This window comes from Vibrio sp. QJM3NY_39 (assembly GCF_057785895.1).
In genome coordinates this window covers 2,900,148-2,923,133 of the sequence record NZ_CM173505.1, presented here as the reverse complement: position 1 = coordinate 2,923,133, position 22,986 = coordinate 2,900,148, and the positions used below count along the sequence as shown (strand labels likewise).

The following is a 22,986-nucleotide window of genomic DNA, read 5'->3' as shown; positions in this document are numbered from 1 at the left end:
GCGCTTTGAATGAAGAAGATGTTTCCAAAAGCGGCGTTGTGTGCGATTGCTCTTGGCCTATTGGCTGGCTGTGCGGGTGAAGAAGACACCGTAATCATGGCGCCAGTACCAACAGTAAATAGCGAGTTCACTCCTAGCCAGGAATGGTCTACGTCGGTTGGTGATGGTGTTGGCCACTACTTTTCAAAACTAACGCCAGAATTGGCTTACGACAAAGTGTTTGTTGCGAGCCGTGAAGGTATGGTTAAAGCGCTTGACCCTGAAACAGGTAAAGAGCTGTGGAAAGTCGATCTTGAGAAAGAAGTACTGGCTCGTTTATCGGGTGGTTTAACGGCGGCTTACGGCAAAATATTTGTTGGTTCTGAAAATGGCGAAGTGATCGCTATGGATGAATCAACCGGTGAAGAGCTGTGGCGTGTATCAGTAAATGGTGAGGTGCTTGCATCCCCAGCAACTGAAAGCAACATGGTTATTGTTCATACCAGTCGCGGTATGTTGATCGCGTTAGATCAAGAAAGCGGCGAACAAAAATGGACGATTAGCACTGAAGTTCCAAGCCTAACACTTCGTGGCGATAGCTCGCCTGTTGCTGTTTCTGGCGGTGTATTCTGGGGAACGGCAAATGGTCGTTTAGCAGCCGCAATTGTTGACCGTGGTCAGCTTATTTGGCAACAGCCAGTAGGCACACCAAAAGGTGCAACGGAAATAGATCGTTTGGTTGATGTTGATGCATCACCGATTGTTCTTGGCGGCACCCTGTATACAGTAGGTATTAATGGTCAGCTAATCGCTATCGATCTTCGTTCTGGTAAGCCAATTTGGAAGCGTAACTATTCGTCAGCGATTGATTTAGCAAGTGACGGCAGTCGTTTGTTCGTTGTTACCGACAAAGACCATGTGGTTGCGGTTGATGCGCGTAGTGGTACTGAACTTTGGAGCACTCCATTGTTAGAAAACCGCTTACTGACAGCACCTGCTATTATTAATGGTTATGTAGTTGTGGGTGATACAGAAGGTTATCTGCACTGGTTAGATCGTTCATCGGGTGAGTTTGTTGCTCAACAGCTCGTCGATGATAGCGGCTTTGCGGTTGCGCCAATTGAAATGCCTGAAGGCTACTTAGTGACGACTCGCAATGGCGATGTAAAGAAACTAACGATTAGCCAATAAAAGCGTGATACAATTCACAGTCGGCTCCTGGTTGGTAACAGCTAGGAGCCGTTTTGTTGTTATAAATTAATAAACCGTGTGGTTATAGGTAAGAGTTTAAACTTGCGATCAAGTGCTTACCTATAACTACATTTAGAGAAGAAATTGTAGAGGTTGTTATGGTACCTGTTGTTGCTCTAGTAGGGCGTCCGAACGTAGGTAAATCTACGTTATTTAACCGATTGACTCGAACTCGTGATGCATTGGTTGCGGATTTCCCTGGCTTAACGCGTGACCGTAAATACGGTCATGCTCATTTTAGCGAGCATGACTTTATTGTTATTGACACTGGTGGTATCGACGGTACCGAAGAAGGTGTTGAAACTAAAATGGCTGAACAGTCGCTAGCGGCGATTGATGAAGCTGATGTCGTTCTATTTATGGTAGATGGCCGTGCGGGTCTAACACCTTCAGACGTGGCTATTGCTAAGCACCTTCGTCAACTAGAAAAGCCTTCAATGCTAGTAGTAAACAAGGTTGATGGTATCGACCCTGATGCTGCAAGTGCTGACTTCTGGCAGCTAGGTGTAGAAGACATGTACCAAATCGCTGCAGCGCACGGTCGTGGCGTAACAGCGTTGATTGATCTTGCTCTTAACCCGTTCGCAGAAGCGTTAAAAGCAGAGAATGGCGAAGTAAGCGATTTAACTGAGTTTGAAGACGAAGAAGAAGAGCAAGTTGATTTCACTGAAGAAGAAGCTGAAGAAGAATTCAAGCGCCTTCAAGATCAACCAATTAAGCTAGCGATCATTGGCCGTCCTAACGTTGGTAAATCAACACTAACTAACCGTATTCTTGGTGAAGAACGTGTTGTTGTTTACGATATGCCAGGCACAACTCGTGACTCTATCTACATTCCAATGCAGCGTGATGAGCGTGAATACGTTCTGATTGATACTGCAGGTGTTCGTCGTCGTAAAAATATCAACGAAACAGTAGAGAAGTTCTCAGTGGTTAAAACACTGAAAGCAATTGAAGATGCTAACGTTGTATTGCTGCTTATTGATGCTCGAGACAACATCTCTGATCAAGATTTAAGCTTGTTAGGCTTTGCGTTGAATGCTGGTCGTTCAATTGTTATTGCAGTAAACAAGTGGGATGGTCTAGACAGCGATGTTAAAGATCGCGTTAAGAAAGAACTAGACCGTCGTTTAGGTTTCGTTGATTTCGCACGTATTCACTTTATCTCTGCACTTCACGGTACAGGTGTTGGTCACTTGTTTGAATCTGTTCAAGAAGCTTACAAGTCAGCGACGACTCGTGTTGGTACTTCTGTGCTAACTCGTATCATGAAGATGGCGACTGATGATCACCAACCGCCTATGGTTCGTGGCCGTCGTGTTAAATTGAAATACGCGCACGCTGGTGGCTACAACCCACCGATTATCGTTATCCACGGTAACCAAGTACGTAACTTGCCAGATTCATACAAACGATTCTTGATGAACTACTACCGTCGTTCACTAGAGATTATGGGTACACCTATTCGCATTCAATTCCAGAACAGCGAGAACCCATTTGAAGCTAAGACAACCAAGCTGACAATTTCTCAAGAACGTAAACGTAAGCGTATGATGAGCATGGTTAAAGGTCGTAAGTAAACCTTTCCAATAGATTTGATACCCGAGCCTGTCTCGGGTATTTTTTTAAGCAAAATTCACGTTAAGCCATAACCTCATATCTCCATATCGTGATGGGTTAACGAATTAGACTCAATTTCAAAAGAAGAACGATATGACCACTAGCGATTCCATGACACCAGCGACATCCATGAAACCAATAATAGTTATCACACCAACCATCACTCAATTTTGTCATCAGGCTTGGCAGATCAAAGCAAAGGCGTTGTACGTTGAAAACGATGACAGCAAAACCTACCTGATCACCGACATGACACCTTTCCACCCAGTGAGTCATATTTGGCCAGATCACCCTGCAGACCAAGGCTTTGTTAATGTTGGTGACGTGCAATATCCCGTTGAAGACTGTCTTGTTGGTGCAATAGAACAATCTACTGGCAAGCTTCATATCGCAGCAGATATCCCTGTTAAGCGTGATACGGAAGGGTGGACGTTTGTGGTTGTCCACCAGCTACCTGTATCTGCTTCTATGATTAAGGTTAGCGACGAAGTCATGTTGACGGTTGATAAAGAGTATCAAGCTAGTTTGAGCCGTGGTCACAGCGCTGGCCACATCGCTTTCCTAGCCTTGAATAAAGTATTGGCTGAGAGCTACTGGCGTAAAGATGCAGATAGAAAAGATCCGCTTGGCAGTTATGACTTCAATAGCTACGCGCAAGTGACTAGCTTTGTGACTCCCGAGTTGTGTACCGATAAATATCGTTTGGGAAAAACCCTGAAGAAGCGCGGTTTGAATGTTGCAGACATGCTAACCAATCTTGATGGTATCGAAGCCGACATCAATCAGATGATTAAAGGTTGGCTCGCAGACTCGACGCCAGTAGCAATGAGACTGGAAGGTGAGGCATTAACAGACTCTCGCTATTGGGAATGGCAGTTGGATAGCGACACTTTAGTGTCTATTCCTTGTGGTGGTACTCACATCGAGAATACGTCAGAGCTTAAGTCTTTATCGGTTAAGTTTACCCAGTTAGATGACCAGCATATTGAAATGCTGACGCATGTAATACGATGATTTAGACTACAGATCGAAATGGCTTGTGCTGTTTATTTTATTTTTATATGTAACTTTTAATATAAATCACTATTTAAAATTGAAATGCAGCACATGTAACTTATGCTTTCGGTGTGTGGTGATATAAATATTCTTTTTGGGGTAGATCGCTGATCAAAATAGATAAAGCGAAAGATCAACCTATGATCTTCGATTGTGTGTACGGCTTATTTAGTGTGTTATTATTAACCAATAGCAAGCTTGCATAAGAACAAGCTGTACCCTATTACACAATTGAAAGCTTTAGTGAATGGAACAACAATTTTTATTAGAAGGCCATCGAGCCGTCAACAGTTTGCTGCGCAAGCTTGCTCTAGGGATGGATCGCAAAGATTTAAACCATAAGATCATTCAGCTTACCGAGCAGATTTTTGGGCAGCGCATGGCTTCAATTTTACTGCTCAACTCTGAGTCAAAGACTTTACACCTTGAATATGCCCCAAACCTGCCTGATTTTTACAATCAGCAGATAGAAGGGGTTGGGATTGGTGCAGGGATTGGCTCTTGTGGCGAGGCGGCTGCACTCAAGAAAGCAGTGATGGTCTCCAATATAAATACACATCCAAACTGGGCACCTTTCTTAGCCTTAACCAATCAAGCCAATTTACATGCCTGTTGGTCGGTACCTATCATCTCATCGCACGGTCATGTACTGGGTACCTTCGCCATTTATAGCCAGTACATATCTGAGCCGCATGAATTTGAGCTTGAGATCTTAGAGCTATTGGCCTCCCTATATTCGGTCGCATTAGAAAAGTTTGAACTGGAGAATCAGCTTAACTTTTTTGCCAATCGTGATTCTCTTACCCATTGCTTGAATCGTCGCGCATTGTTTAATGAGGCTGAGAAAGTGTTGGCTAAGCGATGTTTTGGTGACAAGGTTATGGCGTGTCTGTTTGTTGATGTCGATAAGTTCAAATCGATTAACGATACTTATGGTCATAGTTTTGGTGATGATGTGCTGTTGGCGGTTGCAAAAGTCCTCGATGAGGCTACCACAGCATGTGCCAAGATAGGGCGTTACGGTGGCGATGAGTTTGTGGTGTTCTCTTGCTTTGATGATCAAAAAAGCATTGTTAGCTTCTACCACGACTTAGAGAAAGCACTGCAACAAGCGCTTTATATCAATGATGTGCAGTTCTCAGTGAGTGTTGGGTTGTCTTGTGAGAAAGATCCTCAAGGATTAGACCAGTTGATCGCACAAGCTGATAAGAACATGTATCAAATCAAGCAAGCCAAGTCTCAGCGGTAGTAGATTGTAAAAATAGTAGTGAATTAGGAAATGCTAATGAGTGAAAATATCTGCCCTAAGTGCCAGTCTGAGCTAACTTGGGATGGCAAGTATCACTGTGAAAGTTGTCAGGCTCACTTTACTAAAGTTGGGTTTTGCCCTGAGTGCAGCAGCCAACTTGAGAAGCTTCAAGCCTGTGGTGCGGCGAGCTATTTTTGTAATGCCGATTGCAACGAATTGAAGTCTAAGTCGAGAGTAAAATTCGAATTCCAACCAGCGGAATAGCCTTAAGCTACATGGTTTGAACGATTATCGTTGATGCTTTATCAAAGACCCAATACCAAAGTGTTGGGTCTTTTTTGTATCTGATGAACAGGAATGTGTCATCTTGGTTCATTCTCATCGTCACTGCACCAGCATGAAACATAGTGACATGATCGCTATGCACTCCATTGGTGTGATTTTCTTTTAACTCCCATAAATACAACTACTTATAAATAATTTTGTTGGTTTATAAGTTTGGCACTCTTCTTGTAACTCTGTAATTGAATAACAAAAATACAATTATGGAGTAATATCATGAACAAGGTGTTCAATTTATCGCTAGCTGCACTGTGTACAACACTTTCATTTTCTTCTGCAACAGTGCTTGCTGCTGATGAGACCATCAAGGTCGGTGTTCTACACTCACTCTCTGGCACTATGGCGATCAGTGAAACCACGCTAAAAGATACCGTGCTAATGCTTATCGAAGAGCAGAACAAAAAGGGCGGTTTGCTTGGCAAGAAGTTGGAACCAGTGGTTGTTGACCCTGCGTCAAACTGGCCGCTATTTGCAGAAAAAGCACGTGAGCTTATCGAAAAAGAGAAAGTGGATGTGGTGTTCGGTGGTTGGACATCGGTATCACGTAAATCCATGCTGCCTGTTTTTGAAGAACTTAACAGCATCCTTTTCTACCCAGTACAGTATGAAGGCGAAGAGTCTTCTAAAAACGTTTTCTACACCGGTGCCGCGCCAAACCAACAAGCGATCCCTGCTGTGGATTACTTGATGGAAGAGCTTGAAGTTGAGCGTTGGGTACTTGCAGGTACCGATTACGTTTATCCACGTACCACCAATAAGATCCTTGAAGCCTACCTAAAAGATAAAGGTGTCGCAGAAGAAGACATCATGATCAACTACACGCCATTTGGTCACTCTGATTGGCAATCTATCGTTTCAGACATCAAAAAGTTCGGCGAAGCAGGCAAGAAAGCCGCTGTGGTTTCTACTGTGAATGGCGATGCGAACGTACCTTTTTATAAAGAGCTTGGTGCTCAAGGCATTTCATCTGAAGACATCCCAGTTATTGCATTCTCTGTTGGTGAAGAAGAACTGTCAGGTATGGATACAGAACCACTGGTTGGTCACTTAGCGGCATGGAACTACTTCATGAGTGTTGATACCGAAGCCAATGAAGAGTTCGTTGAAACGTGGCAGTCGTTCATCAAGAGTGAAAAGCGTGTCACCAATGACCCAATGGAAGCGCACTATGTTGGCTTCAACATGTGGGCTCAAGCGGTCACTAATGCGGGCACAACCGATCCTGAATCTGTGCAAGATGCCTTGATTGGCGTGTCTGTTCCTAACCTTTCTGGCGGCTACTCTACCATGCTGCCAAACCACCACATTACTAAACCAGTCCTGATCGGTGAAATCCAAGACGATGGTCAGTTCGACATCGTTTGGGAAACAACTGGCCTAGTGGCGGGTGATGCTTGGTCGAGTTACTTACCTGAATCGGCAAAACTGTTCTCTAGCTGGTCGAAGCCATTCTCATGCGGTGCGTTTAACGTCGAAACGAAGAAGTGTTCTGGCGGTAACTAGAGCGTCAATTCAGGAATATTGAGCCTTCGGTTTGGGAAGAACGCGTCTGTTTAACGGGCGAAGCGAACGGAAGGCTCATCGTTTCAGGTAACAACCACTATCCACACATCCTCCAAGTAAAAATAACAATATCTAACTTGGTTGGTTAAGGAAGCAGGGATGAAAAACGTATTAAACGTATTTAAGGCGCTGTTGCTCATAGCAGTCAGTGCTCAGTTGGCTTTTGCTGGAATAACGGATGAAGCTAGCTTTACCAAGGCGCTAGTTGGTAAGAAAACATCGGATAAAGAATTAGCTATCGATTGGGTGATTGAGACGCAAACGGAAGATGTGTCGAAACCTATTTTAGATGGCTGGTTAAACGGAAACCTTTACTACTTTAATGAGAAACAGAGCGAGCAGTACAAACAGCTCTACCTTATTCAAAACATCAAAACAGCGACGTCAGCTCAGTCAGTATGGACTGATTCAACGCTTAATATCGAGAATGCGAGACAGTTTAAAAAAGTTCGTGTGAATAACAAACTTCGCGGGATGTTACGCGGGGAAATTGCTTCTATTGGACTGAACAGCAGTAATACAGAGGTGCGTTACAAAGCGGTTCTGGATCTATTAGGAACCAAAGATTCTGCCATCATCGAACGACTCACTGAACTCAGAGCAAATGAATCAGATGGCAAAGTAGCCGAGCTAATGGATTTGTCGTTAGCCATTTCCACCTCTCTTAATAACAGTGCCACCATTGAAGATCGAGTCACGTCGATTGAGCGAGTCGGTGACTTCAAACACTCGGTTGTTCTGAAAACACTGAATCAACTACTGAGCAGTGAGCAAGACCCAAAAGTCTTGGCAGTGGCAGAGCGTGCGATGGACGGTTATCAACAGAGCCAAGCACTCTATTCGGGGGTTGAAACGGTATTCTTTGGTTTGAGCTTAGGTTCGGTATTGGTGCTGGCGGGCATTGGCTTGGCGATTACCTTTGGTGTAATGGGCGTTATCAACATGGCTCATGGCGAGCTAATCATGATTGGCGCTTACACTACCTATGTCATGCAATTGTTGATGCCCAATCATATTGGTTTGGCACTGATACTCTCTATCCCTGCTGCGTTTATTGTTTCTGGTTTGGTGGGCATTGTGATCGAGCGAAGTGTGATTCGTCATCTTTATGGTCGCCCATTGGAAACCTTACTCGCGACCTTTGGTATCAGCTTGATCTTGCAGCAAGCCGTTCGCTCGATTTTCTCTCCATTGAACCGCTCAGTAAGCACGCCTGAATGGATGTCTGGCGCACTTCAATTAAATCCAATGTTGTCTCTGACTTATAACCGACTTTATATCGTCCTGTTCTGTGGTTTGGTGTTTATGGGCTTATTAATGGTTCTGAAAAAGACACCACTAGGCTTGCAGGTTCGTGCCGTTTCTCAAAACCGTGGCATGGCTCGTGCGATGGGTATTCGATCGGAACGTGTTGATGCGATGACCTTCGGTTTAGGCTCTGGCGTCGCAGGAGTTGCGGGTGTAGCGCTTTCTCAACTGACTAACGTTGGCCCAAATATGGGGCAGGCGTACATCATTGATTCTTTCATGGTGGTGGTATTCGGCGGTGTTGGCAATCTATGGGGCACACTAGTCGCAGGGCTCAGCCTTGGCTTATTTAATAAGATTTTAGAACCATGGGCTGGTGCGGTTCTCGCCAAAATTCTAGTACTGGTTTTCATCATTCTATTTATTCAAAAACGCCCACGCGGACTCTTCCCGCAACGTGGTCGTGCGGCTGAAGGTTAAGGACAACATCATGCAGTCAAAATCATTTGTACTTTCGGCAATGCGTGGTGACAAAGGTGGCCAACTGACCATCCTTGCCATTCTTGCGGCCGTCATTCTTATCCCACTGGCTAACACCATGTTACCAAGTGGGCACCCGCTCCATGTCGAGACTTTCACTATCTCACTAATGGGTAAATACCTGAGCTACGCAATGTTGGCGTTGGCGCTCGATCTTGTGTGGGGCTATCTCGGAATATTGAGCCTCGGCCACGGTGCTTTCTTTGCGCTTGGTGGTTATGCGATGGGCATGTACTTAATGCGCCAGATTGGTGACCGTGGGGTTTATGGTGATCCAATCCTGCCTGACTTTATGGTGTTCCTTGATTGGTCGGCGTTGCCGTGGTTCTGGCAGGGTTTTGATCAGTTCTGGTTCGCGTGCTTAATGGTGGTGTTGGTGCCGGGCGCATTGGCTTACTTGTTTGGTTACCTTGCTTTCCGCTCTCGCGTATCAGGGGTTTACCTTTCTATCATGACTCAGGCGTTAACTTACGCATTGATGCTGGCATTTTTCCGCAATGAAATGGGTTTTGGTGGCAACAACGGACTGACGGATTTCAAAGACATCATCGGCCTGAGCTTGCAGAGTGATGGGGTCAAGATAGGTCTGTTTGTCGCGACTGGTATTGCGCTTATTCTCAGCTACATCGCTTGTCGTATGGTGGTGACCAGTCGATTAGGTCGTGTGGCATTAGCGATTCGTGATACGGAATCGCGTACTCGATTTATGGGCTACGACGTCGATGGCATCAAGCTGTGGGTCTTCGTTCTTTCTGCTGTTATCGCGGGTATTGCTGGGGCTTTATATGTCCCTCAAGTTGGTATCATTAACCCGGGAGAATTTGCCCCGCTTAACTCGATTGAGATTGTGGTTTGGGTTGCCTTAGGCGGTCGTGCCACTCTGTTTGGTGCCATTGTTGGGGCTTTGATTATCAACTACGCCAAGAGCTGGTTTACGGTTGAGTTCCCAGAGGTGTGGTTATTTGCTCTGGGTGGGCTATTCGTTCTTTCGACCATGTACTTCCCACAAGGTGTGATTGGTTTTGTCAGTGAAAAGTGGCGGCAGCTGCGCAAGGCATCGAATGGGAAAAACCAAGATAAAGATAAGGATGATCAGCACAAAGCCAAGGAGGTGATCGCATGACCACATTTAATAGCGTAAAGGAATCGGTTCAGGCGTTCACTCGTCGAGACCAAGTCTTTGATTACCTCAAACCCGATATTCATCCTGCCATCGATACCCGTCACAACGTGTTGTTGTACGTGGAAGGCGTCAACAAGAGCTTCGATGGTTTCCAAGCGATAAACGATCTGAACCTCTACATCAATGAAGGAGAGCTTCGCTGCATCATTGGCCCTAATGGCGCAGGTAAAACCACCATGATGGACATCATCACAGGTAAAACTAAGCCGGACACTGGCGAGGTGTGGTTGGGTTCGAACATCAACTTATTGAAGATGAACGAAGCCGAAATCGCCAATGCAGGCGTTGGGCGTAAGTTCCAAAAACCGACCGTGATTGAGTGTTTAACCGTGTGGCAGAACCTTGAGTTAGCGATGGCCGGTGACCGCTCAGTGTGGGCAACTTTCATTGCTGTGATGTCTGGTGAGCAGAAAGACAAGCTGACCTCGGTACTTGAGCTGATTCATTTAAAAGACGAAGCGGCGAATTTGGCAGGTAACCTGTCTCACGGTCAGAAACAGTGGTTAGAGATCGGCATGTTATTGATGCAAAACCCCAAGCTGTTGCTGGTGGATGAGCCCGTTGCAGGCATGACTCACCAAGAGATGGACCGTACCTCTGAGTTACTTAACTCACTAGCAGGCAAGCACTCGGTTGTGGTAGTCGAACACGATATGGACTTCGTGCGCTCCATTGCAAGCCATGTCACCGTGCTTCATCAAGGTCATGTGTTGGCCGAAGGCACTATGGAGCAAGTGCAGGCTCACCCAGAAGTTAAACAAGTTTATCTCGGAGAATAGGATGTTAGAGGTTAAATCAGTTAATCAATATTACGGTGAGAGCCACACGCTGTGGGATTTGGACATGCAGATCCCAGAAGGCAAATGCACAGTGCTAATGGGGCGCAATGGCGTCGGAAAAACGACTCTGCTGCAATGCATCATGGGATTGGTTAAGGTCGAAAGCGGTGATATCTCATTATCGGGTGAGTCGCTGCTGAAAACCGATGCTGAAGAGCGTGCGCGCCAAGGTATCGGTTATGTGCCGCAAGGTCGTCAGATCTTTCCGATGCTCACGGTTCAAGAAAACCTAGAAGTAGGCTTGCCGATTCGAGAAAAGGGCGACCGTAAGATCCCTGAGCTCATCTTCGATATATTCCCAGTGTTAAAAGAGATGCTGCATCGACGTGGTGGCGACTTATCCGGTGGTCAGCAACAACAACTCGCGATTGGTCGTGCATTGGTGGTTAACCCTAAGTTATTGATCTTAGATGAACCGACAGAAGGTATTCAGCCCAATATCGTGCAAGAGATTGGCGACATCATTCGCATGCTCAACGAGAAGATGGGACTCACGGTTCTGCTTGTCGAGCAAAAGCTACCATTTGCGAGAAAGGTCGGTGACCGTTTTTGTATTCTCGACCGTGGTCGTCAGGTAGCAGAAGGTGAAATGAAAGGGCTCAATGAGTCTTTGATTAAGGAGTACCTAACCGTATGAGCTCTCTATATTCTTCGAGTGAAGCAATAAACACCTCTTTAGCGGGAGTGTTGTCTCTGAATGAGACCATCGAGCAAGATATCCGAGACGGTTGGCAAGCGAGCTTAAACCTCACTTTTGTCGACCGCGGTGATAAAACCGTTTTAAAGAATCGTCAGCAGTCTGGTCCGCTTGCGGTGCAACGCCCCTTGTATCCTGATGGGGAAACGTGTCACACCTACTTACTCCATCCCCCCGGCGGAGTAGTAGGTGGTGACACACTCAATATTGAAGCGACCATCGAAAGCGGTGCGCATGCGTTGATCACCACACCCGGTGCGACCAAGTTTTATCGCTCAAACAACAAGTACGCCAAGCAGAAGCAGACCCTACGAGTGAAGAAAGGTGCACGCTTGGAATGGATGCCGCAAGAGAACATCTTTTTCCCGAATGCACACGTTCGTTTAGATACTGAAATTCGCCTAGAAAAGGGTGCACAATTTTGGGGTTGGGAGATGCACTGTTTTGGACGTCCTGCACAGAATGAGGGATTCGAGCATGGTCACCTCGTTGGGAAAACAGAAATCTATCTTGATAATCAAAGGCTTCTGACTGAAGGTTTTAATTTTCATGGTGGCGATAAGTTAATGATAAATATGGGATTACTTGACTATTCAATGATGGGAACCTTTTATATCACTTCAAATGAGAAGCAAGATTTAGAGTTGGTACAGAGCTTGCTCTTATCTATTACACAGCAAGCTTCACAGCAATCAGTTACATCAAAAACGTCGAGTGAACCCACATTAATATTGGGTGCGACTCAGATAGAAGGATTGATTGTGGTGCGAGCCTTGGGTAATTGGAGTGAAGACATCCTCCAGGCCTTTGGTCAGATATGGCAAGCAACTCGCTCTCATTTATGTGGTACGACTCCTGATTTACCAAGGATTTGGGCGACTTAGCGATTAGCCCTTTTTGTACCTAGGGTGACTTCCGACCCTAGGTACATTTTTTCAAGCTTGCTGTGATTGAATCCCACTTACTGCTCATGCGTTTTGAGCAATAAGAAAACAACACTAACAGCGGGCGGCTAAATGGAATTAACACCAAGAGAAAAAGATAAGCTACTTATCTTCTACGCAGGAATGCTGGCACAGCAGCGCAAAAAAAAAGGCTTAAAACTCAACTATCCAGAATCTATTGCACTGATCAGCAGTGCCATTCTCGAAGGTGCCCGTGAGGGTAGAACCGTTTCAGAATTAATGGATTTTGGGCGCACACTTCTTACTGTCGATGACGTTATGGAGGGGATCCCTTCCATGATCCCTGATGTACAAGTCGAAGCCACTTTTCCTGATGGCACCAAGCTGGTGACCGTTCATGAACCTATCGTGTAGGGAGAAGTAATATGGCTGGTTCCACAAAACAATACTCAGGATTCGTTCCCGGAAAAGTAGAAACCGCTCCCGGTGACATCACTCTCAATGAAGGCCGCGACACAACGTCAGTTAAAGTTCAAAACATTGGCGATCGTCCTATTCAAATTGGCTCTCATTATCACTTCTATGAAGCAAATCCTTCGCTGATCTTTGATAGAGAAATCACTAAAGGTTTTCGACTTAATATTCCTGCGGGCACTGCAACTCGATTCGAGCCGGGTCAGTCGCGCAGCGTCGAGTTAGTGCGTTACGCCGGTAAGTTAGAGATCTATGGCTTCCAAGGAAAGGTGATGGGCAAGCTTTAAGCGCTCTTCACGGAAATAATTAAAACAACAAAGGATTGATCATGGCGACGATATCCAGACAGGCTTACGCCGAAATGTTCGGGCCAACAGTTGGAGACCGAGTGCGTCTTGCTGACACTGATTTATGGCTAGAAGTTGAAAAGGATTACACCGTATACGGCGACGAAGTGAAGTTCGGCGGCGGCAAAGTTATCCGTGATGGACAAGGGCAAAGCCAACGTCCAAGTGCTGAGACACCGGATTTGGTGATCACCAACGCCATCGTATTAGACTACTGGGGCATCGTGAAAGCCGATGTCGCAATTAAAGATGGCCGAGTTCTGGCATTAGGCAAAGCGGGCAACCCAGATGTTCAACCGGGTGTTGATATTGTTATTGGTCCGGGCACCGAAATCTTAGCGGGTGAAGGCTCTATTCTGACGGCTGGTGGCATTGATTCACACATCCACTTTATTTGCCCACAACAGATTGAAGAAGCACTAGCATCGGGTGTGACTACCATGATTGGCGGTGGCACTGGGCCAAATACGGGTACCAACGCAACCACATGTACGCCGGGGCCTTGGAACATGCACCGCATGCTGGAATCACTCGATCAATTCCCAATGAACTTTGGTTTGCTCGGTAAGGGTAATGCCAGCCAACCGGAAGCTCTACGTGAACAAGTCGCCGCAGGCGCAGTTTGTTTGAAGTTACACGAAGACTGGGGAACCACACCTGCGTCAATCGATACCTGCTTGAGTGTTGCTGACGAGATGGACGTACAAGTTGCGATTCATACCGATACCTTGAATGAATCTGGCTTTGTTGAATCGACACTTGGCGCAATCGGCGACCGCGTGATTCATACCTATCACACCGAGGGTGCGGGCGGTGGTCATGCTCCTGATATTATTCGTGCTGCAGGTGAGCCGAACGTTCTGCCTTCTTCAACTAACCCAACACGACCTTACACCATAAACACCGTCGATGAGCATTTGGACATGTTGATGGTATGTCATCACCTTTCACCATCGATTGCCGAAGATGTCGCGTTCGCCGAATCGCGTATTCGCCGTGAAACCATTGCCGCAGAAGACATTCTTCATGATTTAGGTGCGTTTTCTATGATCGCTTCGGATTCTCAAGCGATGGGGCGAGTGGGTGAAGTAATAACTCGAACTTGGCAAACCGCGCACAAGATGAAAGTTCAGCGCGGTAGCCTAAAAGAAGATTCAGACTACAGCGATAACTTCCGTCTAAGACGTTATGTCGCTAAGTACACCATCAACCCTGCGATTACTCATGGGATGTCTCATGAAATCGGTTCTATCGAAGCCGGAAAATTAGCAGACTTAGTGTTGTGGAAGCCCGCTTTCTTTGGTGTGAAACCAAGCGTGATTTTGAAAGGCGGCATGATCGCCATGGCACCAATGGGTGACCCAAACGCTTCAATCCCAACCCCTCAGCCAGTTCACTACCGCTCTATGTTTGGTAGCTATGGCAAGGCATGTCAGAACACATCAATGTTGTTTGTCTCTAAAGAAGCCAAAGCTCAGAACATTGATAAACAGTTGGGTTTGCAGAGTTTGATTGGCGTAGTAAGTAACTGCCGAAACATCAGCAAAGCCGACATGAAACTCAATGATTGGATGCCGAAGATTGAGGTGGATTCTCAGACGTATCAAGTACGTGCCGATGGTGAATTGCTAACTTGTGAGCCAGCTGAAGAGCTGCCAATGGCTCAAAGATATTTTCTATTTTAATAGCTCGGCTGAAGGCTTTCATTTTAGCTCTGAGCTGAAGGTTCCTGTTTTAGCTCCTAATTGAGGGCTCTTTGGCTGAAGGCTCTTATTTTGAACGTTATAAATCTCACAAGGAGATTGAGGTAATAGCATGATTGAACTGACCCAACTGAATACTCAAATACAAAATGCACCGGACGGTTACTTGAGCCTGCCTATTGATAGCCGCATCAAAAGCCGCCTTAAGGTGATGCTAGATGACGGGCGCAATGCAGGGCTGTTTCTACCACGAGGTCATATCTTGCGTGGTGGCGAACAACTCTCAAGTGAATGCGGTTTAGTCGTAGAAGTGAAAGCGGCACCAGAAACTGTTTCGACTGTTTACTGTGAAGACCTGCTCCTTTTAACGCGAGTGGCGTATCACCTTGGTAACCGTCATGTTCCGCTGCAAGTGGAAGCGGGTTGGGTTCGTTACCAACACGACCATGTTTTGGATGAAATGGTGGAAGGCTTAGGCGCGAAGGTGACCACCGAGAAACAACCGTTTGAACCAGAAGGCGGTGCTTATGGCGGTCGCTCTGGTGGACATCATCACCATCATTAATCGAGTCATTGGTGACTCAAAAAAACATTGATTTAAACACCAACGATATTAATAACAATAATACCAATCACAGTAAGTAAGTGATCAACAATAGCGCAGAAAAAAGGCTTGAGAACAAGGCATAATTTTTCGATAAGTAGTTATTCTACAATCAAAAATTATAACGCAGTTATCGAGTATTTTAGCAAGCTAGGGTGAGCAATTATTTACTACGATTGGTATAAAGCAAGGAACTCGCGATGAACTTTAAAACAGCTGCAGGCTTATGCACTTTCACAATAACTTCTCTAACAACATCAACGATGGCTTTGGCTCACCCTGGTCATGGATCTCACTCGGTTCATGAGTCTCACTCGTTTATGTCTGGCTTAACTCACCCTGTGACTGGTATGGATCACCTGATCATGCTGATCGCTTTTGGTCTATTAATTGGCGCACTGTCGTTTTCAACCAAGATAAAAGCTGCTCTGATTGGCGGTGGACTGGCGTCTTTAGTGGTAGGGCTTATTGCAGGCCAAGCCTTAGGTTTCTCTGTAATTGTTGAGCCAGCCATTATCGCTTCTCTGTTCGTCGTCAGCTTATGTTTATGGCACGTGTTCTCACCATCAACCAAGCGTGTAAACAGCGTATTGGTCGCTTCTATTGCTATGCTGTTTTTCCATGGTTACGCACACGGTGTTGAAGCCGCGAGCAATCTGACTCAGTTCGCAACCGGTATGAGCATCAGTGCTCTGGCATTAATGGTTATCGGTACGTTTGTTGGCCGCGCGGTTTACTCTAAATGGATGTCGGTCGGTGTGGCTTCAGCAAGCGCACTATTGCTGTTAGGCGCGTAAGCTCTCGAACTTTTTGATTCTAGAAGACAGAGAGCAAGAGTATGACCACAACAGAAAATATCGCCATTTATCGTCTCTTTCAATTGATCAGTCCATCGTTGCCGATTGGTGGTTTCACTTATTCGCAAGGTCTCGAGTTAGCGGTTGAAGCGGGGTGGGTGACCAATCGCGATAGCATGGAACAGTGGCTTAATACCATCGTCAGTTCCAGTGTCGCGACTTTGGAATTGCCCATCTTAGAGCGCCTTTATCACGCTCTAGAAAAGGGTGAAATCGATGAGATTGAGCATTGGTGTAACTACTTATACTCAAGCCGTGAAACCAGTGAATTGCGAGCGGAAGAAAAGCAGCGCGGGCATGCCTTGAACACCTTGTTGAAGCGCTTGGATATCGATATTTCGCTGGTGGATTCTGTTGATAGTCACCCAAACCAATTGTTGGGCATGTGTATGGCGGCTCAGCACTGGGGCATTGATTTAGAAAGCCTCAAGCAAGGTTACTTATGGAGTTGGCTTGAAAATATCGTCACCGCAGGCGTCAAGCTAGTGCCTTTAGGTCAAACCGATGGTCAGTTGGCATTGATTAATATCACCAACACCTTTCCTGAGGTGATCGAAAAGGCATGCTCGATAGAAGATTGGATGATAGGCAGCTTTTCGCCATCAATGGCATTAGCAAGTTCACTGCACGAAACACAATACACACGACTATTTCGTTCGTAGCGGTTAGCACTAGCGATGTAGCAAAAAGAATATAAGGAAGTAGACAATGGAAAGTTATAAGCAACCCCTTCGAATTGGTATTGGTGGCCCGGTAGGGTCTGGTAAAACAGCATTGTTAGAGGTGCTATGTAAGGCGATTCGCGACAAGCTAAACATTGCTGTGGTAACCAACGACATCTACACCCAAGAAGATGCCAAGATACTCACACGTGCTGAAGCTCTCGAACCTGATCGCATCATTGGTGTAGAAACCGGTGGTTGCCCGCACACGGCGATCCGTGAAGATGCGTCGATGAACTTAGCTGCCGTAGAGGAGCTTGCTAAGCTGCATAAGAATCTTGATGTGGTGTTTGTTGAAAGCGGTGGCGATAACCTGAGTGCGACGTTCAGCCCTGAGTTAGCCGACCTTACTATCTACGTGATTGATGTTGCTGAAGGGGAGAAGATTCCACGTAAAGGCGGCCCCGGTATTACACGATCGGATCTGTTGGTCATCAACAAGATCGATTTAGCTCCGTACGTGGGTGCCTCGCTTGAGGTAATGGAGCAAGACACGCAGCGTATGCGTCCAACCAAGCCATATGTGTTCACCAACCTAAAAGAGAGCCAAGGCTTAGACTTCATTATCAACTTTATCTTGACCGAAGGGATGCTAACCATGAAGGAGCCTTCTACGACTGAGTAGGATTTGAATCAGGTCGTTTCTTTTTAAGCCAGTAGATACAAAAAAGCCCTGTCGATTATTCGATAGAGCTTTCTGGTTTTAAATGATTTTTAACGTCCTAGTTGAATCTAAAGCTCGCTCTTCGCGACTCTTGTTGTCACTTGCGATTCAATCACGCCATCTTCAACTTGAGTGGTGATCACTTCACCCACCTCAACATCATTAATCGATGACACGGTCTTGCTCGATGCAGAATGGGTAATGCTGTAACCACGCTTTAGAGTTGCCAGTGGGCTCACTGTTTCTAGCTTCTCGGCAGCCATAGCTAGCTGGTGGCGAGTGGTTAGTAGTGTTTTATCCATCGCATCCAATAGTTTTTGCTCTGAACGTTGCAGATGCAGCTTCTGTTCACCAAGGCGCTTTACTGGTGAGTTCAGCTGAAGTTGGTGCCGCTTACGCTCAACACGCTGTGCATGCTGCTTTAAGTATTGAGTCATACCACGACGCAAACGCATGTCTAAGTCATCAAGCTGCTGACTCTGCGTTTGCAGTTGGTAGCTCGGGTGTTGTTTCTCTAAGCGGTATTTCAACGTTTGAGTTGATTGCGCTTGTTTGATTAACACATGACGAATCGCACTCACTAAACGAGCACGTTTAGAGGCATAAGCTTGCTCTTTATGACTGTTGTCACGGCTAACCAATTCAGCGGCTGCTGATGGCGTTGGAGCACGCATATCTGCGACGAAATCGGCGATAGTGACATCGACTTCGTGGCCAACGGCGCTGATAATCGGGATCTGACTTGCTGCAATAGTGCGAGCAACGATCTCGTTATTGAAACACCATAAGTCTTCTAATGAACCGCCGCCACGACCCACGATCAATACATCACACTCGTTACGCTCATTGGCACGTCCAATCGCTTGAGCGATCTGAATCGAAGCTCCTTCACCTTGTACCATGGTCGGATATACGATGACTGGCAATGACGGGTCGCGTCTTTTCAGTACATCGAGAATATCGAAGAGGGCTGCGCCGGTTTTCGAGGTGATGACACCAACGCACTTAGGATGTTCTGGTAGAGTTTGTTTACTGGACTGAGCAAATAGCCCTTCTGCAGCGAGGTTCATCTTCAGCTTTTCAAACTCTTGCTGAAGTTTACCATCACCTTCTGGCTGCATGCTTTCGATGATGAGTTGATAGTCACCACGTGGCTCATAAAGAGAAAGACGAGCTTTGACTAGAACTTGATTACCGTTCTGAGGCTTAAAAGTCACACGACGGTTATTGCCACGAAACATAGCGCACTTAACTTGAGCGCGAGAGTCTTTAAGCGTGAGGTACCAGTGACCAGAGACAGGTGCAGAGAAATTTGAGATTTCACCAACGAGCCAGACTATTCCCATTTCGTTTTCTAATAGGAGACGAACCTCTGAGTTGAGGCGAGAAACAGTAAAGATGTTTGGATTAGTCATAAAAGCACTATCTTTCCTTGAAGGAAGGTCTTTCTTGGAATCTCACAGGGCGTGAGTATGGAAGATAGCGGCAATATAATACATAGCAAGGGGGTAAATGCAAATTAAAAATACAAAAATGTGTAGCCAAGCGATTTCGTTGGCCGTATAATCCGTCCGCAATATCTAATCCAAATGCAGTTTGATTTTCCTTAATTGGCTGCCCTCATTAGGCGAAACGATGAGATTGGATTGTTTCTTTTTACTCCTATTATTGTGAGATATTGCAAATGCTAAGAATTGCCAAAGAAGCGCTGACATTCGACGACGTACTGCTAGTGCCAGCACACTCCACCGTTCTCCCTAATACAGCTGATCTTCGCACTCAGCTGACGAAGAATATTTCCCTAAACATCCCAATGATCTCTGCATCGATGGATACTGTGACAGAAGCTCGCCTAGCGATTGCACTGGCACAAGAAGGCGGAATAGGCTTCATTCATAAGAACATGTCTATTGAACAGCAAGCTGAAATGGTTCGCCAGGTTAAAATTTACGAAGCAGGTGTGGTTTCTCACCCTGTGACTGTAAACCCTGACGCGACAATCGCTGATGTTGTAGCCCTTACTCAAAAACACGGCTTCGCCGGTTTCCCTGTTGTTACTGAAACAAACGAACTTGTTGGTATTATTACTGGCCGTGACGTTCGCTTTGTGACTGACCTTTCTAAGAAAGTTGACGTAGTAATGACGCCTAAAGCTCGCCTTGCTTCTGTTAAAGAAGGTGCAACTCGTGAAGAAGTTCAAGAGAAAATGCACGAAGCGCGTGTTGAAAAAGTTCTTGTTGTAAATGATGACTTCCAACTAACTGGAATGATCACTGCGAAAGATTTCCATAAAGCAGAACGTAAACCAAACGCTTGTAAAGATGAGCGCGGCAGCCTACGTGTAGGTGCAGCTGTTGGTGCTGGTGCTGGTAACGAAGAGCGCGTTGCCGCTCTTGTTGAAGCTGGCGTAGACGTTCTACTTATCGACTCTTCACACGGTCACTCTGAAGGCGTACTTAACCGTATCCGTGATACGCGTGCTGCATACCCTGATCTACAAATCATCGGTGGTAACGTAGCAACTGGCGCTGGCGCTCGTGCTCTTATCGAAGCGGGTGTTAGTGCGGTTAAAGTAGGTATCGGCCCGGGTTCAATCTGTACGACTCGTATCGTTACTGGTGTTGGTGTTCCTCAAGTAACAGCAATCGCAGACGCAGCTGAAGTGGCTAACGAATACGGTATTCCAGTAATCGCAGATGGCGGCATTCGCTTCTCTGGCGATATCTGTAAAGCTATCGTTGCTGGCGCATCTTGTGTGATGGTTGGTTCAATGTTCGCGGGTACTGAAGAAGCACCGGGTGAAGTTATCCTTTACAACGGTCGTTCTTACAAGTCTTACCGTGGTATGGGTTCTCTTGGCGCTATGTCTCAAGGTTCTTCTGACCGTTACTTCCAATCTGACAACGCTGCAGACAAGCTTGTTCCAGAAGGTATTGAAGGTCGTATCGCATACAAAGGTCGTCTAAAAGAGATCGTTCACCAACAGATGGGCGGTCTACGCTCAAGCATGGGCCTAACGGGTTCTGCAACTGTTGAAGATATGCGTACTAAAGCTGAGTTTGTTCGTATCTCAGGTGCGGGCATGAAAGAATCTCACGTACACGATGTTCAAATCACGAAAGAAGCACCTAACTACCGTTTAGGTTAATAATACGTCCAAACGTTTGAATAATGTGCTGATTTAGTCGGCACATTATTTTATCTACCGTCTGTTTTGTTAAAAGTCCGATTTTCTCAAAACACGTGGTTAAAGATATCTAACGAAAACGTTTGCTTTATTTCTTGAAGAGTTAATCAGAGGTGAGTAAACTCGCCTCCGTTTTATCACATAGCCAATAAGACTGCTTACAATGACTAAAAATATTCATGACCAACGTATTCTAATTCTGGACTTCGGTTCTCAATACACACAGCTAGTAGCTCGTCGTATTCGTGAGATCGGTGTTTACTGTGAACTTTGGAGCTGGGACGTAGAAGAAGCGGATATTCGTGAATTCAATCCAGACGGTATCATCCTATCTGGTGGCCCTGAAAGTGTAACGGAAGAGAATTCTCCACGTGCACCTCAGTACGTATTTGATTCAGGTGTTCCTGTCTTCGGTATCTGCTACGGCATGCAAACGATGGCTGAGCAACTTGGCGGTAAAGTAGCAACGTCTACTGAGCGCGAATTCGGCTACGCAGCGGTACAAGTGACAGGTGAATCGGCACTTTTCGCTGACCTTGAGACGACTCAAGATGTTTGGATGAGCCACGGTGACAAAGTGGTTGAAATTCCTGCTGATTTTACAAAAATCGCAGAGACAGACACTTGCCCATACGCAGCAATGGCAAACGAAGATAAGAAATACTACGGTGTTCAATTCCACCCAGAAGTAACGCACACTAAAAACGGCCTAAAAATGCTTGAGAACTTCGTTCTTAACGCGTGTGGTTGTGAAGGTCTGTGGACTTCAGCGTCTATCATTGAAGATGCAGTTGCACGTATTAAAGAGCAAGTAGGTGACGACGAAGTTATCCTTGGTCTTTCTGGTGGTGTTGATTCATCTGTAGTTGCGATGCTTGCTCACCGCGCTATCGGCGACAAACTAACATGTGTATTTGTTGATAACGGTCTTCTTCGTTTAAACGAAGGCGAGCAGGTTATGGACATGTTTGGTGACAAATTCGGCCTTAACATCATTAAAGTTGATGCTGAAGAACGTTTCCTTAACGCTCTGGAAGGTGAAGCTGAACCAGAAGCGAAACGTAAGATTATCGGTCACGTATTCGTAGATATCTTCGACGAAGAGTCTAAGAAACTGAAGAATGCTAAATGGCTTGCTCAGGGTACTATCTACCCAGACGTAATCGAGTCTGCAGCATCTAAGACTGGCAAAGCACACGTAATCAAATCTCACCACAACGTTGGTGGCCTTCCTGATGATATGGAAATGGGCCTTGTTGAGCCTCTACGTGAGCTGTTTAAAGATGAAGTACGTAAGATCGGCCTAGAGCTTGGTCTTCCATACAACATGCTTTACCGCCACCCATTCCCGGGTCCAGGTCTAGGTGTTCGTGTACTTGGCGAAGTGAAGAAAGAGTACTGTGATTTACTGCGTCGTGCTGATGCTATCTTCATTGAAGAGCTTCATGCTGCTGACCTTTACCACAAAGTATCTCAAGCATTTACGGTATTCCTACCAGTACGTTCAGTTGGCGTAATGGGCGATGGCCGTAAGTACGATTGGGTTGTATCTCTACGTGCTGTAGAAACTATCGACTTCATGACTGCTCACTGGGCACACCTACCATACGACTTCCTAGGTAAGGTATCTAACCGTATTATCAACGAAGTTAACGGCATTTCACGTGTTGTTTACGATATTTCTGGTAAGCCACCAGCAACTATCGAGTGGGAATAATCTCTTAGAGATTTAACCAGTTTTGATTAAGATCTTAAGCCTCGAACTCAGTTCGAGGCTTTTTTCTTTTCGATTCATTATATTGATTCATTGCATTAAAGGCTTATGAGCAATACCTCGAAACCAAATGAGTTGGAAACTAGATATCAGCTCAAGAAAGTATGAGACGCGTTGTTACGTGTAACTATACATAAAACTATCACTCGCACTTTTTATAAATTCATACCGCAACAGCTAGG

The 22,986-nt window shown here is 45.8% G+C and carries 21 protein-coding genes; 20 read left to right on the top strand and 1 reads right to left on the bottom strand.

Annotated elements, in window-relative coordinates:
• Positions 1-9: 9 nt before the first annotated feature.
• From bamB to ureG, 18 genes are all read left to right on the top strand, one after another.
• Positions 10-1,170: an outer membrane protein assembly factor BamB gene (bamB, locus tag AC3CHU_RS13020; RefSeq protein ID WP_004735107.1), complete on the top strand. Its 1,161-nt coding sequence runs from the start codon at positions 10-12 to the stop codon at positions 1,168-1,170.
• Positions 1,171-1,328: 158 nt separating this feature from the next.
• Complete coding sequence (gene der / locus AC3CHU_RS13015; protein ID WP_004735108.1) at positions 1,329-2,810, top strand: ribosome biogenesis GTPase Der; 1,482 nt, start codon at positions 1,329-1,331, stop codon at positions 2,808-2,810.
• Between the two features lie 133 nt (positions 2,811-2,943).
• Entirely contained in the window at positions 2,944-3,864 is a 921-nt protein-coding gene (locus AC3CHU_RS13010; protein ID WP_488524708.1) for an alanyl-tRNA editing protein, read from the top strand.
• Positions 3,865-4,153: 289 nt separating this feature from the next.
• Positions 4,154-5,155: a GGDEF domain-containing protein gene (locus AC3CHU_RS13005; protein WP_488524707.1), complete on the top strand. Its 1,002-nt coding sequence runs from the start codon at positions 4,154-4,156 to the stop codon at positions 5,153-5,155.
• A 36-nt stretch (positions 5,156-5,191) separates the two neighbouring features.
• Positions 5,192-5,419 (top strand): zinc ribbon domain-containing protein, encoded by a 228-nt coding sequence (locus tag AC3CHU_RS13000; RefSeq protein WP_114633017.1) that lies wholly within the window; start codon positions 5,192-5,194, stop codon positions 5,417-5,419.
• 294 nt (positions 5,420-5,713) lie between these two features.
• Positions 5,714-7,000 carry an urea ABC transporter substrate-binding protein gene (gene urtA, locus AC3CHU_RS12995; RefSeq protein ID WP_488524706.1) on the top strand — a complete coding sequence of 429 codons (1,287 nt, stop codon included), beginning with the start codon at positions 5,714-5,716 and terminating at the stop codon, positions 6,998-7,000.
• Between the two features lie 159 nt (positions 7,001-7,159).
• Positions 7,160-8,788 (top strand): urea ABC transporter permease subunit UrtB, encoded by a 1,629-nt coding sequence (gene urtB, locus AC3CHU_RS12990; RefSeq protein ID WP_488524705.1) that lies wholly within the window; start codon positions 7,160-7,162, stop codon positions 8,786-8,788.
• A gap of 10 nt (positions 8,789-8,798) precedes the next feature.
• On the top strand, positions 8,799-9,971 hold the full coding sequence (urtC, locus tag AC3CHU_RS12985; protein ID WP_488524704.1) for an urea ABC transporter permease subunit UrtC: 1,173 nt from the start codon (positions 8,799-8,801) through the stop codon (positions 9,969-9,971).
• Positions 9,968-10,810 carry an urea ABC transporter ATP-binding protein UrtD gene (gene urtD, locus AC3CHU_RS12980; RefSeq protein ID WP_488524703.1) on the top strand — a complete coding sequence of 281 codons (843 nt, stop codon included), beginning with the start codon at positions 9,968-9,970 and terminating at the stop codon, positions 10,808-10,810. The genes urtC and urtD overlap by 4 nt, the downstream gene beginning before the upstream one ends.
• 1 nt (position 10,811) lies before the next feature.
• Positions 10,812-11,507: an urea ABC transporter ATP-binding subunit UrtE gene (gene urtE, locus AC3CHU_RS12975; RefSeq protein ID WP_171329508.1), complete on the top strand. Its 696-nt coding sequence runs from the start codon at positions 10,812-10,814 to the stop codon at positions 11,505-11,507.
• Positions 11,504-12,451 (top strand): urease accessory protein UreD, encoded by a 948-nt coding sequence (locus AC3CHU_RS12970; protein WP_102537820.1) that lies wholly within the window; start codon positions 11,504-11,506, stop codon positions 12,449-12,451. Before urtE ends, AC3CHU_RS12970 begins: the two co-directional genes overlap by 4 nt.
• Positions 12,452-12,583: 132 nt before the next feature.
• Positions 12,584-12,886 carry an urease subunit gamma gene (ureA, locus tag AC3CHU_RS12965; protein ID WP_488524702.1) on the top strand — a complete coding sequence of 101 codons (303 nt, stop codon included), beginning with the start codon at positions 12,584-12,586 and terminating at the stop codon, positions 12,884-12,886.
• An 11-nt stretch (positions 12,887-12,897) separates the two neighbouring features.
• Positions 12,898-13,233 (top strand): urease subunit beta, encoded by a 336-nt coding sequence (locus AC3CHU_RS12960; RefSeq protein ID WP_488524701.1) that lies wholly within the window; start codon positions 12,898-12,900, stop codon positions 13,231-13,233.
• 41 nt (positions 13,234-13,274) lie between these two features.
• On the top strand, positions 13,275-14,978 hold the full coding sequence (gene ureC / locus AC3CHU_RS12955; RefSeq protein WP_488524700.1) for an urease subunit alpha: 1,704 nt from the start codon (positions 13,275-13,277) through the stop codon (positions 14,976-14,978).
• A gap of 130 nt (positions 14,979-15,108) precedes the next feature.
• Entirely contained in the window at positions 15,109-15,561 is a 453-nt protein-coding gene (gene ureE / locus AC3CHU_RS12950; protein ID WP_004735122.1) for an urease accessory protein UreE, read from the top strand.
• A gap of 239 nt (positions 15,562-15,800) precedes the next feature.
• Complete coding sequence (locus AC3CHU_RS12945; RefSeq protein ID WP_488524699.1) at positions 15,801-16,397, top strand: HupE/UreJ family protein; 597 nt, start codon at positions 15,801-15,803, stop codon at positions 16,395-16,397.
• A gap of 41 nt (positions 16,398-16,438) precedes the next feature.
• On the top strand, positions 16,439-17,119 hold the full coding sequence (locus tag AC3CHU_RS12940; protein ID WP_488524698.1) for an urease accessory protein UreF: 681 nt from the start codon (positions 16,439-16,441) through the stop codon (positions 17,117-17,119).
• 46 nt (positions 17,120-17,165) lie between these two features.
• Positions 17,166-17,804, top strand: coding sequence for an urease accessory protein UreG (gene ureG, locus AC3CHU_RS12935; RefSeq protein ID WP_102550945.1), 639 nt, complete (start codon positions 17,166-17,168; stop codon positions 17,802-17,804).
• Between the two features lie 107 nt (positions 17,805-17,911).
• On the opposite strand, the gene xseA is transcribed toward ureG, so the two are convergent.
• On the bottom strand, positions 17,912-19,258 hold the full coding sequence (gene xseA / locus AC3CHU_RS12930; RefSeq protein WP_488524697.1) for an exodeoxyribonuclease VII large subunit: 1,347 nt from the start codon (positions 19,256-19,258) through the stop codon (positions 17,912-17,914).
• A 269-nt stretch (positions 19,259-19,527) separates the two neighbouring features.
• Here xseA and guaB point away from each other — a divergent pair, with 269 nt between their 5' ends.
• Positions 19,528-20,991 (top strand): IMP dehydrogenase, encoded by a 1,464-nt coding sequence (gene guaB / locus AC3CHU_RS12925; RefSeq protein WP_004735127.1) that lies wholly within the window; start codon positions 19,528-19,530, stop codon positions 20,989-20,991.
• Positions 20,992-21,193: 202 nt separating this feature from the next.
• Positions 21,194-22,747, top strand: coding sequence for a glutamine-hydrolyzing GMP synthase (gene guaA, locus AC3CHU_RS12920; protein WP_017079884.1), 1,554 nt, complete (start codon positions 21,194-21,196; stop codon positions 22,745-22,747).
• Positions 22,748-22,986 lie beyond the last annotated feature (239 nt).